Source organism: Alcanivorax nanhaiticus (assembly GCF_000756665.1).
GTDB classification, from domain to species: Bacteria; Pseudomonadota; Gammaproteobacteria; order Pseudomonadales; family Alcanivoracaceae; genus Alcanivorax; species Alcanivorax nanhaiticus.
In genome coordinates, this window is sequence record NZ_ARXV01000013.1 from 62,987 (window position 1) to 76,709 (window position 13,723).

Genomic DNA, 13,723 nt, shown 5'->3' on the forward strand with positions numbered 1-13,723 from the left:
GCAGGGCGCCTACAAGGCGCCTTGAGGCAGTTGCATGGTCACACAATGCAGGCTGCCATGTTGTTCGATCAAGACCCGGCAGTTGACCGGTGTCACTGTACGTTCACCGGCAACAGCGGCAAGGGCATCCATCGCGGGTTGATCCGTTTCACAGCCATAGACGGGCAGCAGGATCTTTTCATTAGTGATGAGGAAGTTGGCATAAGTGGCCGGCAACCGCTCACCCTCACGACTGTACTGTGCTGTGGGCAAGGGTAGCGGGACCAGTGTCAGATGGTGAGCGTGTGCCAATGCCTGCAGTTCCTGTTCCATACGCTGAAGCGCTGGGTAGTGGCTATCACTGCTATCCGTGCACTGCACATAAGCGAGAGTACGGGCATCCACAAACCGGGCCAGGGTGTCCACATGGGCGTCAGTGTCATCTCCCTCCAACTCGCCATGGTCCAGCCACCAGATGTCCTTTACACCCAATTGCGCCTTGAGCAAGTCAGTGAGTTCCTGTTCGGATAGCGTCGGGTTACGGTTGGGGTTACGCAGACAGTGACGAGTGGTCAGCAGATGGCCAAGCCCATCGGTATCGACTGCGCCACCCTCCAGTACTAGTTGCTGGGGGCGCAGAGGGAGGGACCAGGGCAGGGCGCTATTCAGTGCGTTATCTCGACTGGCATCAAACTTGCCACCCCAGCCGGTAAACGTGTAGTCCAGCAGTTCAACGCTTTCGTCTATTTCAACCGCCAAGGGGCCGAAATCCCGAGCCCAGGTGTCGTTATAGTCGGCGATAACCAGCTTGAGGCGTTCGGCAGATATGCCTCTCTGAGCGACCAGACGCTGGATACGGTTGTGCAGACTCTCGTTGCGACAGACCAGCAACACATGTTCATGATCAAGCAGAGCGGCCAGTATATCCAGATAGCACTGTTCTGCTTCGGCAAGGTGGTCAGCCCAGTCGGTTTCCGGGTCGGGCCAAGCGAGCAGCACCCCCCACTGGGGGTGCCATTCAGGAAGAAATCGGCGCATGTGAGATGGGTTCCATCAGGGGGCGGTCACGTGCGCGCGAGTGTGCTACTGACGGGCGCCCCAGTCAATATAGAAACCGCCGTCTTCTTCGGCTTCCTCAGCGGCCTCATCGACGGCCTCCGAGGCTTCTTCAGCGGCTTCCTTTGCACTGCTCTCTGCTTCTTTCTTGGTGTTATTCACCTTGGCTTCTGCTTCGGCTTTGCGGTCCGCCACGGCCTCTTCAGCAGAGGCTTTTGCGGCTTCTTCCTTGGCTTTGACAAGTGTGGCTTCGGTTTCCGCTCTGGCGGCAGCTTCTTCAGGGGTTTCCTGGCCAGCAATAATGATGCGGCCGGTTACCGGGTCGAAGCGGAATTCGCTGTCATTTGCCGGTTCAGCAGGCGGCGTAGCGGCTGGAGCCGGGGTCGGCTCGGCCTGTGGCGCTGGCGCGGCTTCAGGAGCTGGTGCAGGCGCTGGGGCCGGTTCCGGTTTGGGTTCCGGGCTGGCTACGGTTTCGGTGGTAGCCTCTTCAGCTGCTTGTTCCGGTTCAGCCTGGGGTTGCTCAGCCGCAACAGGTTCTACGGGTGCTTCAGCTTCTGGTTTCTCTGGTGTATCCGTGGCTGCGCTATCCTCAGCAGAGATAAAGCGGCCAGTGATGGGGTCGAACGCCATCTCACCCTCTGCGGCTGGTGCGCTGCTTGGCTGAGGCGTAGTTTGCTCGGGGGCTGCCTGTACTTCTTTTTCTTCGATCGGGGGCAGGGCGGTTGTATCGGAAACGACTTGTGGGGCTTGCTGTGCTGGCCGATCCACTACGGTGTGCAGGCTGATGCCATTTTCGAAGTAAACCGTGAAACCGTTGTAGTTCCAGCGAGTGATGGCCGGGGTGCCGACCGGCCCGCGGGTGGAGTTCGGTGCGCCCAACTGGCTTCTTACCTGGGATTCTGTAAGGCCCCGTTTGGGGGGCTCTGCCGACAGCGCTGCAGCGGGCACCACCAGTGCTGCAATGGCCAGCAGCGGCATTATTCTCGTTTTCATTCTTTCCCCCGGCAAAGGTATTTTCTTTCGATATTAGAAAGTTAGACTCACTTATTCAACCATTTTGCCAGCTGCCAGACGCAGACCCGGTTCACAAAGACGAATCAGGTGGGATTTCTGCCCGATTGGCCGCAGTCTGGTCGTAGTATTTGTGTCGGGATTCGGGTTAAATGCGCTCCATGTTCAGACCTCTCTCCGTATATATCGGGTTGCGCTATACCGGCGCTCGGGCCCGTAACAGTTTCATTTCGGTGATTACACTGATCTCTGCCCTTGGCTTGATGCTTGGGGTGGCGGTGTTGATCACCGTTTTGTCCGTCATGAATGGCTTTGATCGGGAGCTGCAAACCCGAATTCTTGGCATGGTGACCCATTTGTCGGTGCATGGTCGGGAGCCCGTCCAGGATTGGCAGGCGTTGGCCGAACGGCTCGACCACCATGATGAGATTGAGGCCGTTTCCCCCTTTGTGCAGCTGGAAGGCATGCTGACTCACCGTGGTGAAGTGGCGGGCGCTCTGATTCACGGGATTGAGCCGGAAGCCGAGCGCAAGGTTTCCATCGTTGGGGATTACATGGCCCAGGGAGAACTTGAGTCCCTGCAGCCTGGCGAATTCGGAATGGTGATCGGCTACGGCCTGGCAAGACGGCTGGACCTCAATCTTGGAGACAAGGTGACGCTGGTATTGCCTGAGGCCACGATTTCTCCGGCAGGGGTGATGCCTCGCTTCAAGCGTTTCACCATCACCGGCATTTTTCGGGTGCGTGCTGAAGTGGATTCCCTCTATGCCTATGTCAATGTGGAAGACGCTGCCAAGCTGGCGCGGGTGGCGGGTACGGTCCAGGGCTTGCGTTTACGTTTGAAGGACCTGTTTTCAGCGCCTTCCATTGGCTGGAAGCTGCAGCGTGAGCTGGGGCCGGGGTATTACACCAGTGACTGGACACGAACCCACGGCAACTTGTTCCAGGCGATCAAGATGGAAAAGACCATGATGACGTTGCTGTTGAGTTTTATTGTGGCGGTGGCGGCATTCAATATCATTTCCAGCCAGGTCATGCTCGTGACCGAGAAGCGCGGCAACATTGCAGTGCTGAGAACCCTGGGGGCTTCTCCTGGCGCGATCATGCGGATCTTCATGGTGCAGGGCACGCTGATCGGGGTGGTTGGTACCTTGCTGGGTACGCTGCTGGGGGTGCTTCTGGCAACCAACATCAGCAATCTCGCCGAGTGGATCGAGAAAACTTTCAATACCCGTCTCTTCGACGCCTATTTCGTTAATTATCTGCCTTCTGAGCTGCAGTGGGGGGATGTGACGACGATTGTATCCATCGCATTGTTTATCAGCTTTGCGGCGACTCTGTATCCTTCCTGGCGCGCCAGCCGGGTTCAGCCTGCGGAGGCTCTGCGATATGAATGATGCTGTTGTGCCCGTTTTGCAGGCTTCGCAGCTGGTCAAGTGCTACGAGGAAGGCCCCAATGAACTTGAGGTACTGCGGGGCGTGGATCTGACCGTTCAGAAAGGTGACATTCTGGCCATTATCGGCGCGTCAGGCTCGGGCAAGTCGACCCTCCTGAATCTGCTGGGTGGGCTGGACTTTGCCACCCGTGGCAAAGTGATGATTGCCGGTAACGATCTGAGCACGCTCAATGATCGGGGTACCGGCCGCCTGCGCAATCGTTATCTTGGCTTTGTTTACCAGTTCCACCACCTGCTGCCTGAGTTCACTGCACTGGAAAATGTGGCTATGCCATTGCTGATCCGGGGCGACAAGCCGGCTGAATGTCAGGCCAAAGCGGCAGCTTTGCTGGAAAAGGTAGGGTTGGGGCATCGTCAGCGGCACAAGCCGTCGGCGCTGAGTGGTGGTGAGCGTCAGCGGGTTGCGATTGCCCGCGCGCTGGTGACTGAGCCGGCTCTGGTGATGGCGGATGAGCCAACCGGGAATCTGGATGAGCGTACTGCAGAACAGGTGCAGGCGTTGATGCTGGAGCTGAACGAATCTCTGGACACGGCGTTCATGATTGTCACCCATGACCGCGAGTTTGCTGCTCGTTGTCCGCAGCAGTATGAGTTGCATGATGGCTTGCTGAACCGCCTCTAGGCGGTTCAGCGGTTGTCAGTATCGTTATCCTGGCGGGCTGACTTGTCCTGCTCAGCCTGCATTTTCTGTTGTTCCTTTTCCGCTTTCCTCGCTTCCCGGCGCAGGCTGCGCTCACGGTTGCGTGCGCGCAGGTTCCAGCTGCGAATAATAGCCAGCCGCCAGGCGACTTTTACTGTCACATAGGCGGCCCCGCCAAACACCAGTGCACACAGGGTTGAGCCCAGCCACAGCGGGACCAGTTGTTCTACAAACCAGGCGACAGTGATCGCTTGATCGCTGTGCGGCGGCATCCCCAGTAGCCAGGCACCGATCCGGTAATTGAAGTAGAAAATGGGTACATAGGTGACCGGGTTGGAAATCCATACCAGCATGACCGATAGCGGCAGGTTGCAGTGGAAGCGCACTGCCAGTACGGCGGCCAGGCCCATCTGCAATGGAATGGGCAGGAGGCCGGCAAAAATACCGATAAAGGCGGCACCCGCCAGCGACCGGCGGTTGATGTGCCAGAGATTGGGGTCAGAGAGTACCTCACCCAGAAAACTTAACGACTTGTGCTCACGCAGTCGTTCCGGTTTGGGCAGGTATTTACGAAAAATCCTTTTAGGCATGTATTCGCATCTGCTGGCCTTTGACGGCTAAAGGCGTTCCGGTTTCAGGTCAAGACTGGCACGAATGACGCTGGCAGCCTATCCGACCTTGGTTGTTTTTCTGCAATCACGCAACAGCGTTGTGGCAGCAGGCTTGCATCAGTTTGGGGAAAGGGCTTACCCGGCTGAGGCCTGCGGCTGGCTATTATGCCGACTCGAACTGAAAAGGCATACACCTGTCGCGGGATTCGTTTAGGGGCATTGATGCGGAAATGGGGGATGGCACTGTCGATTATGGCAGGTTGCTGGTTTGGCACCCTGTGGCTTGTGGTGTTCCTGTTGCTGATGGCGCTGCTCGCTGGAAAGGGTCGCATCACCACCTGGTTGTGTTTGCCCCTGGCGTGCCTCTACGGTGTCTGGCATCTGCACAGCGGGTTGCAGCAGCGCTTGCCCGATGCTCTTGAGGGGAAGACGCTGACCTTTACAGGCCAAGTGATTTCCGTGCCGCAAAATCGCGAGCGCTTTCGGTTTGGTCGTTGGCAGCACGAGCAGCATTTTCTTTTCCTCGCCGATTCTCATCCGCAGTGGAGTGGCACCCACCGGATTCGAGTCAGTAGTTATGATCCCGAGAAAAGGGTAAATGCTGGTGAGCGGTTGCAGGTGCAGCTACGGCTTAAGGCCGGGCGAGGGCAGTACAACGCCACGGGAATGGATCTGGCCCGCCATGATCTGGCTGCCGGTGTCTCTGCCCGTGCCACATTGAAAGGGGCGGCAGTGATGGGGTCTGCCGGTGGGTTGGATTTCTGGCGGCAGCAATTGTCCGGATCCGTATCTGCGGCGGTCGATTCGTCACCCGCTGCCCGTGCGGTGTTGCCGGCGCTGGTGGTCGGGGATCGATCGAGAATAGAAGGAGGCTTGCTGAGCGGGTTTCAGTCCACGGGAGCGGCGCATCTGTTGGCCATTTCCGGGCTGCATGTGGCGATTGTGGCCGGTGCAATCTGGTGGCTGGCGCGATTGCTCCTGGCCCCGTTGTGTCAGTGGCTATGGGCGCCCTGTCGGCGGCTGACACTACAGCAGCTGGCCTGGTTTCCCGCACTGGGGGCTGCCGCCCTCTATAGCGCGCTGGCCGGTTTCAGCCTGCCAACCCAGCGGGCGCTAATCATGCTGTCAGTCATGGCTGTTGCCAGCTGGTTGCGCCGTACAGGTTGCCTTCAATCCAGTCTGGGATGGGCCTTGTTGCTGGTATTACTGATAGATCCCTTGTCGGCATTGTCGGAGAGCCTGTGGTTGTCGTTCGGCGCAGTGGCAATCATTGCCATTCTCATGGCCGGGCACGGTGGTCGTCGATTGATGTTGCTGTTACCTCTCATGATGGCGGTGCTGTCGGCGGCGCTGTTCTCACAGTGGTCGCTGGTCTCGCCGCTGGTCAATCTCGTGCTGATTCCCTTGTATTCCCTGTTGATCATTCCATTGACTCTGCTGGGGGCGGTAACGGGACTGGAGGTGCTGCTGGAAGCGGCAGGGACCGGAGTTGAGCTTTCCGTGCTGGTGATGGAATGGTTGGTGCCGTTATCTGACAGCATGGCACCCTTCATGCCACTGCCCTCGGTGAGCAGTGCGCTGTGCCTGCTTGCCGGGCTATGTCTGCTGTTGTTGCCCGGTTTGCCTTTCCCGCGGCGCTTGTTGCCATTCTGGCTGCTGCCCTGGCTGACCCAGTCCTTGCCGCCGTTATCGGAAGGGCAGTGGGAGCTGACCGCATTCGATGTGGGGCAGGGGTTGGCGGTGGCAGTGCGTACCCGTGACCATCTTTTGTTGTATGACACCGGTGCGGCCTGGTCCGGCGGCAGCATGGCAGAATCTCTCATTGTTCCCTGGTTGTCCCGCTATGGTTTGAGTATTGATCGCCTGGTGATCAGTCATGGAGATAATGACCACGCGGGAGGGCAGAGGGTGTTTGCTGACACGATCCCCCGGCTTAGTGGCGAGCCTACACGAGTGGCTGGAAGTGAGGCCTGCCGGGCCGGGCAGCAGTGGCACTGGGATGGGGTAACTTTTACCATGCTGTGGCCGTCCGTAACGACGTTTTCCGGCAATGATGCCAGTTGCGTATTGCTGGTGGAGGGCAATGGCTGGCGAGCGTTATTGCCGGGAGATATTGGCCGTGATGTGGAATACCGGATGCTGGGACAATGGCCACAGACGGATCTGCTGGTGCTTGCCCATCATGGCAGTCGTTCCAGCACTTCAGCGGCATTGCTTCGCGAGGTGGGACCGCGTTGGGCGCTGGCCAGCGCTGGCTATCAGCATTATTTCGGGCATCCGCATCCGCAAGTGCTGAAACGCCTGGAGGAGTCTGGAGTCACAGTTCTGCGAACAGATCAGGATGGCATGATTGTGTTTCGCGGGGGCGGCCCGGATAATGTGCCGTTTATAACAAAATGGCGCCATGATTTTGCCCGGCCCTGGCATCGACAGGCCGGCTGGCGTTTCTGGTAACCCGACTGTGCCCGGCTGGGCAAGGTAGTGAGTAAGGGGAGAGTAAAGGTGCAGGATCTTTTGCAGTCCGGGGGCTGGATGATGCTCCCGATCCTGATCTGTTCAGTGGTGGCGTTGGCCATTGTCGTGGAACGTTTCTGGACATTGCGTCCCAGCAAGTTGGCGCCGGCGGATACCGTGCCGCAGGTTCAGACATTGCTCAAGCGTGGCCTCTTGAATGACGGCAACCTGATCAAGTTGCGGGACAGCTCGCCGCTGGGCCGTATTCTGGCCACAGGATTGGCCAACGCCAAGCATGGCCGAGACATCATGAAAGAGAGTATTCAGGAGTCTGCCACCAGTGTTATCCATGAGCTGGAAAAGTTTCTCAGTACTCTGGGTTCGATTGCGGCGATTACTCCTCTGCTGGGGCTGTTGGGCACCGTGGTGGGGATGATTGATGTGTTTGCTGCCATCATGATTCATGGCACCGGTGATGCGGCCCAGCTGGCCGGCGGCATTTCCCAGGCGTTGCTGACCACCGCTGCCGGTCTGGTGGTGGCTATTCCTGCGATCTTCTTTCACCGCTTCTTTGTGCGCCGTGTGGAAGAAATTACCGTAGAGCTGGAACAAAGCGCGGTGCATGTTGTAGATCTGGTGCATGGTGACCGCGAAGCCGAGCCGGGAGAGAAGGCGTGAAGTTCCCCCGGCCCAGCCAGGAGGAGATCAGCGTTAATTTGACACCCCTGATTGATGTGGTGTTTCTGCTGCTGATCTTCTTCATGGTTTCCACGACCTTTGACGACAAGACTCAGCTGTCGATCACCTTGCCTGAAGCTGACGGTGCTGCACTGGCGCAGTCTGCTGAACAAGTCACCGTGACGGTAACGTCCACGGGAGACTATCTGGTCAATGGCGAAAAGCTGGCGGCCTCTGACAGCAAGACATTGCGCACGGCCTTGATGGCCCTTGGCCAGGAAAAGGCAGATATGCCGCTGCAAATCTATGCGGATGCCAACGTGGCTTACCAGTCTGTGGTGCGCGTCTATGATGTGGCGGGACAGCTCGGTTTTGTTAAGCTGTCGCTCACCACCCGCGAATCCCCCATCGAGGCACAATGAGTCAATCCAACGACGACGTCTGGCCAACCTATAAAAGGCTATTGTCCTACGTACGCCCGTACTGGTTCATGTTGGTGATCAGTGTTCTGGGCTATGCGCTTTATGCAGCGACGCAGGCTGGTGGCGCGCAATTGGCTGGTTACTTGGGTGATACCATCGTCAATCCGACAGACTTCCGGGTCATGGTGGTGGCCATTGCGCCTTTGGTATTGGTGGTTTTCCAGGGGCTTGGGCAGTTCATGGGTAGTTACAGCATGAACTGGGTAGCGCAGCAGCTGGTTTATGTGCTGCGTAATGATGTGTTTGGCCATGTGTTGAAACTGCCGCAGTCGGAATATCACCGCAATGCGTCCGGGCGGATCATGTCGAAGATCATTTTCGACGCCCAGCAGGTTACCAGTGCCGGTACCGATGCCATCATCGTGATTGTGCGTGAAGGTCTGACGGTGATCGGGCTGTTCAGTTTTCTGCTTTGGCAGAACTGGAAGCTGACCCTGATTCTGGTGGCGGTAGCACCGCTGATTGCCCTGGTGGTGAATATCACTAGCAAGCGTTTTCGCAAGATCAGCCGTCGTATCCAGTCCTCCATGTCCAACATCACCCATTTTCTGGGTGAGGCCATCGAGGGCAGTGGTGAGGTGAAAATTTTCGGCGGTCAGGAGCAGGAAGCTTCCCGCTTTCATACCGTGAGCCGCAGCTTTGCCAAGCAAAACGTGAAACTCAACGCCAGCAAGATCGCCAGCACCGTGATCGTGCAGCTGTTTGTGGCGGTGGGAATTGGCGCGATTACCTATCTGTATATTCATCTAATGGGTGAAGACCTCACGGTAGGGGGCTTCCTGTCCTATATCGCGGCAGCAGGCATGATCCAGAAGCCGCTCAAACAACTCACTGATGTGAATGTAAAGGTGCAGCGAGGAGTGACGGGTGCTTCCAGCCTGTTCGAATTGCTGGACACCCCTGAAGAAGTGGATCAAGGCAGCTATGTCCCCGCACAACGTGTGCGGGGGGATGTGGAATTCGATGGGGTGACTTTCGGTTACGAGCCGGAATCACCGGTGATTCGCAATCTGTCTTTCTCTATCAAGGCTGGCGAAACGGTGGCGCTGGTTGGGCGATCTGGTGCGGGCAAGAGCACCATCAGTGCCATGTTGCCTCGCTTCTTTGATCCGGACCACGGGCGCATTCTGCTGGATGGCGTGCCGTTGAATGAGTACAACCTGAGCGAATTACGCCACCAAATCGCCATGGTGAGTCAGCGTGTGGTGTTGTTTAACGATACGGTGCGCAACAACATCGCATACGGTGAACTGCGCAGTGCAGATGATGCGGCGATTGAACGCGCAGCCCGTGATGCCCATGCATGGCGCTTTATTGAGCAGCTGGAGCAGGGGCTGGATACCCGTTTGGGGCAGGACGGCGTTCAGTTGTCCGGAGGTCAACGTCAGCGTATCGCCATCGCCCGTGCCTTGTTGAAGGATTCGCCCCTGTTGATTCTGGATGAGGCAACCAGTGCCCTGGACACGGAGTCAGAGCACCATATTCAACAGGCGTTGGAGAGGGTGATGGCCGGGCGGACTACATTGGTGATTGCACACCGCCTTTCTACCATTGAAAAAGCAGACCGGATTCTGGTGTTGGATCAAGGTCAGTTGATGGAGCAGGGGAGTCATGAGGAGCTGCTTGCCCGCAATGGTATCTACACTCAGCTTTACCGTATGGATTTCGCCGAGGAATAAGACTGTCTGTTTGTTGGGCAGTCATGAATCGTCAGACAGTCATGAACCGTTGGAAAGGCCCCCGCTATGAGCAAGGTTAGCGACTGGATTCAGCAAGGTTGGTACAAAGGCAGCCCCTGGCTGCTGCCTCTACGGCCTCTCTCTCTGCTGGTATCCATGGAAGCCAGCCGTCGTCTCGAACGGTTCCGTCGTGCCCCTGAGAAGCCTCCTGTTCCGGTGTTGGTGGTGGGAAACATTACGGTAGGAGGCACTGGCAAGACCCCGCTGGTGATCGCTTTGGTTCAGGCTGCTCAGGCGCGAGGGCTCAAGGTGGCTGTGGTGTCGCGGGGGTACGGCGGCAAGCTGGACCAGTATCCGGTTACGGTCACAGCGGATAGCCCTGCACTGGACGTGGGTGATGAGCCTGTCTTGATCGCCAGACGTACCGGTGTGCCGGTTATTCTTGATCCTGATCGTCGCAATGCGTTGCAGGTGGCCATTGAGACCGGCAAGCCAGATCTGGTGATCAGCGATGATGGCCTCCAACATTATGCGTTGCCTCGCAGTGCCGAGATCGTGGTGGTGGATGGTCAGCGCGGGCTGGGAAATGGTCGTTGCTTGCCTGAGGGGCCTTTACGGGAGCCAGCAACGCGCCTCAAGGAAGTGGATTTTGTTATCAGCACCGGCGGTGGCTGGAGCGGTGCCTATCCAATGATCATGCGACCCGGGGCGATCGAGAATCTGGCAGATGGCCGCACTCTGGATACCCATGATTTTCTCCGCGAATATCCCCATGTCCATGCGGTCGCCGGTATCGGTAATCCCCGTCGTTATTTTAATCTGCTGAATATCATCGGTCTGAATATCCAGCCTCATGTCTATCCCGATCATCATGCCTACCAACCGGCAGATCTGGCTTTTTCTGATGGTTTGCCTGTTCTTATGACAGAGAAAGACGCGGTGAAGTGTGCAGCGTTTGCCGAGCCAAACTGGTGGTATTTGCCGGTGACAGCGGATTTGCCTGAAGGGTTGTTGGATCAAATGCTGGATCGGGCATTGGGGCTAGACGGTAAATAGAGTTGAACGTTAAACGCTCAACTCGCTCTTGATTGTCTTTACTGCATGCGGAGTGATGCGTGCGGGCATGAAGCGTTTCATTTAACGAGGTTCTTGATGAGTTTTTATGTGGTGGTCCCGGCGCGGTATGCGTCTACAAGGCTTCCCGGTAAACCCCTCGCCGATTTGGCTGGCAAGCCGATGGTGGCGCGGGTGGCTGAGCGTTGTCAGCTGAGCGAGGCGGGCAGTGTCTATGTGGCTACCGACGATCAGCGAATTGCCGATGCCCTGGAGGGGCTGGTGCCGGTGGTAATGACCCGTGAGGACCATCCTTCCGGTACGGATCGTTTGCAGGAAGTGGCTGCCTCCCTGGGATTGGCGGACGATGACATTATCGTCAATGTACAGGGTGATGAACCACTGATTCCTGCGGCGGTGATTAACCAGGTTGCCGCTAACCTGGCTGCGAATCCGGACTGCCAGATGGCCACCTTGTGTGAGCCCATCGAGTGCAGTGAAGATCTGTTTAACCCGAATGTGGTCAAAGCGGTGTTCGATGCCAACGGCAAGGCGCTGTATTTTTCCCGGGCACCTATTCCCTGGCACAGGGATGCGTTCGCGGGTGGCGGACGGGATATTTCAGGCGGCCAATGGTGGCGGCACATTGGTATCTACGCCTATCGTGCCGGATTTCTTCATCGCTATGTGACCTGGGAGCCGGCTGAGCTTGAGAAGCTGGAATCCCTGGAGCAGCTGCGTGCAATGGCTAACGGCGAATCCATCCATATCGCCCCGTCCTGCGAACCGGTTCCGGGAGGAATTGATACCCCGGAAGATCTGCAGCGGGTACAGACTTTACTGGCCAGGCAGCAGTAGGAGAGAGGTGTGACGATTTCGGTACTGTTCGTGTGTCTGGGCAACATCTGCCGCTCCCCCACTGCGGAGGTGGTCTTTCGGGATCGGGTCAGGGCTGCCGGCCTTGAAGAGCATATTCTGATTGATAGTGCAGGAACCGGTGACTGGCATATCGGCCGGGCACCTGACCCACGAACCCAGGAAGCGGCGGGCGTGCGCGGCTATGATATGAGCAGTCTCAGGGCTCGGCAGGTCACAGTGGCAGACTTCAAAAAGTATGATGTGATGCTCGCCATGGATGATGCCAATCTTGCGGATCTGCAGGCCATGCAGCCTGCGGACGCCACCCTCACGCTTAAACGCTTTCTCGATTACGCGCCGCACAGTGGCCAGCGTGAGGTGCCGGACCCGTACTATGGTGGAGAAGACGGCTTTGCTGAGGTGCTCAATCTGGTGGAAGAGGGGGCAGAAGGTTTGTTGGCGGCCCTGCGGGAGCGTTTGTGAGTCTGCTTCTCCAGTACAACGCGGACCTCAGCGGTTTCAACACCTTGGCATTGCCGGCCAGGGCTGCTTGCCTAGCACGCCCGAAAACCCTTGATGAGCTGGAGCAGGTGCTGGCGGAACGTGATCCGCAGTCTCCTGTTTATGTGATTGGGGAGGGCAGTAATCTGGTGATCCAGGAGGACCTTCCGGGGCTGACCATCGCCTTGGCACTGGATGGCATGATCAAGGTCCGTGAAACTGACCAGCATGTCTGGGTGGCTGCTGGTGCCGGGGTACATTGGGATGACCTGGTGGCCTGGACGGTAGAGCAGGGCTGGCAAGGACTGGAAAACCTTTCTCTTATTCCTGGCACTGCTGGTGCCGCGCCTTTCCAGAACATTGGCGCCTATGGTGTTGAGCTGGCTCAGGTGCTGGAGCAGGTCACGGTGATGGAGATTGCCACTGGAGAGCTCACGCATTTTCCTGCTGGGGAATGTGATTTCGCTTACCGCGATAGTCGTTTCAAGAGCCGGGACAAAGGGCGTTTCATCATCACCGGCATTGAACTGAAATTGAATCGTCAGGCTCAGTGCAATATTAGTTACGGTCCACTCCAGCAGCACTTTGCCGGTTTGGCTTCTGGTGAAGTGACCGCGGCGGCTGTGCGCGAGCAGGTTATCGCCGTGCGTCAGAGCAAGTTGCCGGACCCAGCGGTGCTGGCCAACGCCGGCAGTTTCTTCAAGAATCCAGTGGTCAGCACAGAAAAGGCGGAAGCCCTCAAGGAGGCCTTTCCACAGCTAGTGGCCTATCCGCAGCAGGATGGCGTCAAACTGGCCGCCGGGTGGTTAATTGAGGCGGCAGGCTGGAAAGGCAAACAGCTCGGCCCGGTCGGGATGCATCGGGATCAGGCCTTGGTACTGGTGAATCATGGTGGTGCAACGCCTTCTGATGTGATGGCCCTGGCTGCAGCCGTTCGTACCGATGTCTGGCAGCGTTTTGGTGTTCAGCTGGAACAGGAGCCGATTGTGCTACCCTGAATCAAGGGGGGTATTGGCAATCGGAGCTGTGACATGAATGAGCGTGACCGGGTCTTTCAGGTTTCCAGCAATCGCGGCCGTGGCCGTCATCGGGTGCGTTATGTGGAAGGCTCGGCATCAGAGCCGGGGGAATGTCGCCTGTGTGTCGGCAGCCTGGCCGACCAGCCTGAGATCCTCTTCTTCAGATTGCCTCATGATCAAGACCCCAGAGCGTTGTTGACGCAAATTTAGTGGTGCGCCCATGCACCCTGTTTCCGCAAGTGCTT

At 57.6% G+C, this 13,723-nt stretch carries 14 protein-coding genes; 11 read left to right on the plus strand and 3 right to left on the minus strand.

Annotated features, from left to right (window positions below; translation table 11 throughout):
- Positions 1–9: 9 nt before the first annotated feature.
- Positions 10–1,017, minus strand: a complete 1,008-nt coding sequence (locus tag Y5S_RS14495; RefSeq protein WP_035233945.1) for an agmatine deiminase family protein — start codon at positions 1,015–1,017, stop codon at positions 10–12.
- A gap of 45 nt (positions 1,018–1,062) precedes the next feature.
- Entirely contained in the window at positions 1,063–2,028 is a 966-nt protein-coding gene (locus tag Y5S_RS14500) for a hypothetical protein (protein ID WP_035233946.1), read from the minus strand.
- 179 nt (positions 2,029–2,207) lie between these two features.
- Here Y5S_RS14500 and Y5S_RS14505 point away from each other — a divergent pair, with 179 nt between their 5' ends.
- Entirely contained in the window at positions 2,208–3,443 is a 1,236-nt protein-coding gene (locus Y5S_RS14505) for a lipoprotein-releasing ABC transporter permease subunit (RefSeq protein WP_035234010.1), read from the plus strand.
- Positions 3,436–4,125, plus strand: a complete 690-nt coding sequence (gene lolD, locus Y5S_RS14510; protein ID WP_035233947.1) for a lipoprotein-releasing ABC transporter ATP-binding protein LolD — start codon at positions 3,436–3,438, stop codon at positions 4,123–4,125. The genes Y5S_RS14505 and lolD overlap by 8 nt, the downstream gene beginning before the upstream one ends.
- Positions 4,126–4,130: 5 nt before the next feature.
- Here the strand turns inward: lolD and Y5S_RS14515 are convergent, their stop codons facing one another.
- Positions 4,131–4,733 (minus strand): DUF2062 domain-containing protein, encoded by a 603-nt coding sequence (locus tag Y5S_RS14515; protein ID WP_035233948.1) that lies wholly within the window; start codon positions 4,731–4,733, stop codon positions 4,131–4,133.
- A gap of 258 nt (positions 4,734–4,991) precedes the next feature.
- Here Y5S_RS14515 and Y5S_RS14520 point away from each other — a divergent pair, with 258 nt between their 5' ends.
- From Y5S_RS14520 to Y5S_RS14560, 9 genes are all read left to right on the plus strand, one after another.
- Positions 4,992–7,208 carry a DNA internalization-related competence protein ComEC/Rec2 gene (locus Y5S_RS14520; protein ID WP_231552705.1) on the plus strand — a complete coding sequence of 739 codons (2,217 nt, stop codon included), beginning with the start codon at positions 4,992–4,994 and terminating at the stop codon, positions 7,206–7,208.
- 48 nt (positions 7,209–7,256) lie between these two features.
- Complete coding sequence (locus Y5S_RS14525; protein ID WP_035233950.1) at positions 7,257–7,886, plus strand: MotA/TolQ/ExbB proton channel family protein; 630 nt, start codon at positions 7,257–7,259, stop codon at positions 7,884–7,886.
- A complete protein-coding gene (locus tag Y5S_RS14530; RefSeq protein WP_035233951.1) occupies positions 7,883–8,308 on the plus strand; it encodes an ExbD/TolR family protein in 426 nt (141 codons plus the stop codon). The genes Y5S_RS14525 and Y5S_RS14530 overlap by 4 nt, the downstream gene beginning before the upstream one ends.
- Positions 8,305–10,047, plus strand: a complete 1,743-nt coding sequence (msbA, locus tag Y5S_RS14535; protein WP_035233952.1) for a lipid A export permease/ATP-binding protein MsbA — start codon at positions 8,305–8,307, stop codon at positions 10,045–10,047. The genes Y5S_RS14530 and msbA overlap by 4 nt, the downstream gene beginning before the upstream one ends.
- Positions 10,048–10,113: 66 nt before the next feature.
- Positions 10,114–11,103, plus strand: a complete 990-nt coding sequence (gene lpxK / locus Y5S_RS14540) for a tetraacyldisaccharide 4'-kinase (RefSeq protein ID WP_035233953.1) — start codon at positions 10,114–10,116, stop codon at positions 11,101–11,103.
- Between the two features lie 96 nt (positions 11,104–11,199).
- Positions 11,200–11,958: a 3-deoxy-manno-octulosonate cytidylyltransferase gene (gene kdsB / locus Y5S_RS14545; protein WP_035233954.1), complete on the plus strand. Its 759-nt coding sequence runs from the start codon at positions 11,200–11,202 to the stop codon at positions 11,956–11,958.
- A gap of 9 nt (positions 11,959–11,967) precedes the next feature.
- Positions 11,968–12,441: a low molecular weight protein-tyrosine-phosphatase gene (locus Y5S_RS14550; RefSeq protein WP_197055158.1), complete on the plus strand. Its 474-nt coding sequence runs from the start codon at positions 11,968–11,970 to the stop codon at positions 12,439–12,441.
- Positions 12,438–13,457 (plus strand): UDP-N-acetylmuramate dehydrogenase, encoded by a 1,020-nt coding sequence (murB, locus tag Y5S_RS14555; RefSeq protein WP_035233955.1) that lies wholly within the window; start codon positions 12,438–12,440, stop codon positions 13,455–13,457. The genes Y5S_RS14550 and murB overlap by 4 nt, the downstream gene beginning before the upstream one ends.
- A 33-nt stretch (positions 13,458–13,490) precedes the next feature.
- Positions 13,491–13,688 carry a hypothetical protein gene (locus Y5S_RS14560; RefSeq protein ID WP_035233956.1) on the plus strand — a complete coding sequence of 66 codons (198 nt, stop codon included), beginning with the start codon at positions 13,491–13,493 and terminating at the stop codon, positions 13,686–13,688.
- The last annotated feature ends 35 nt before the right edge of the window (positions 13,689–13,723 follow it).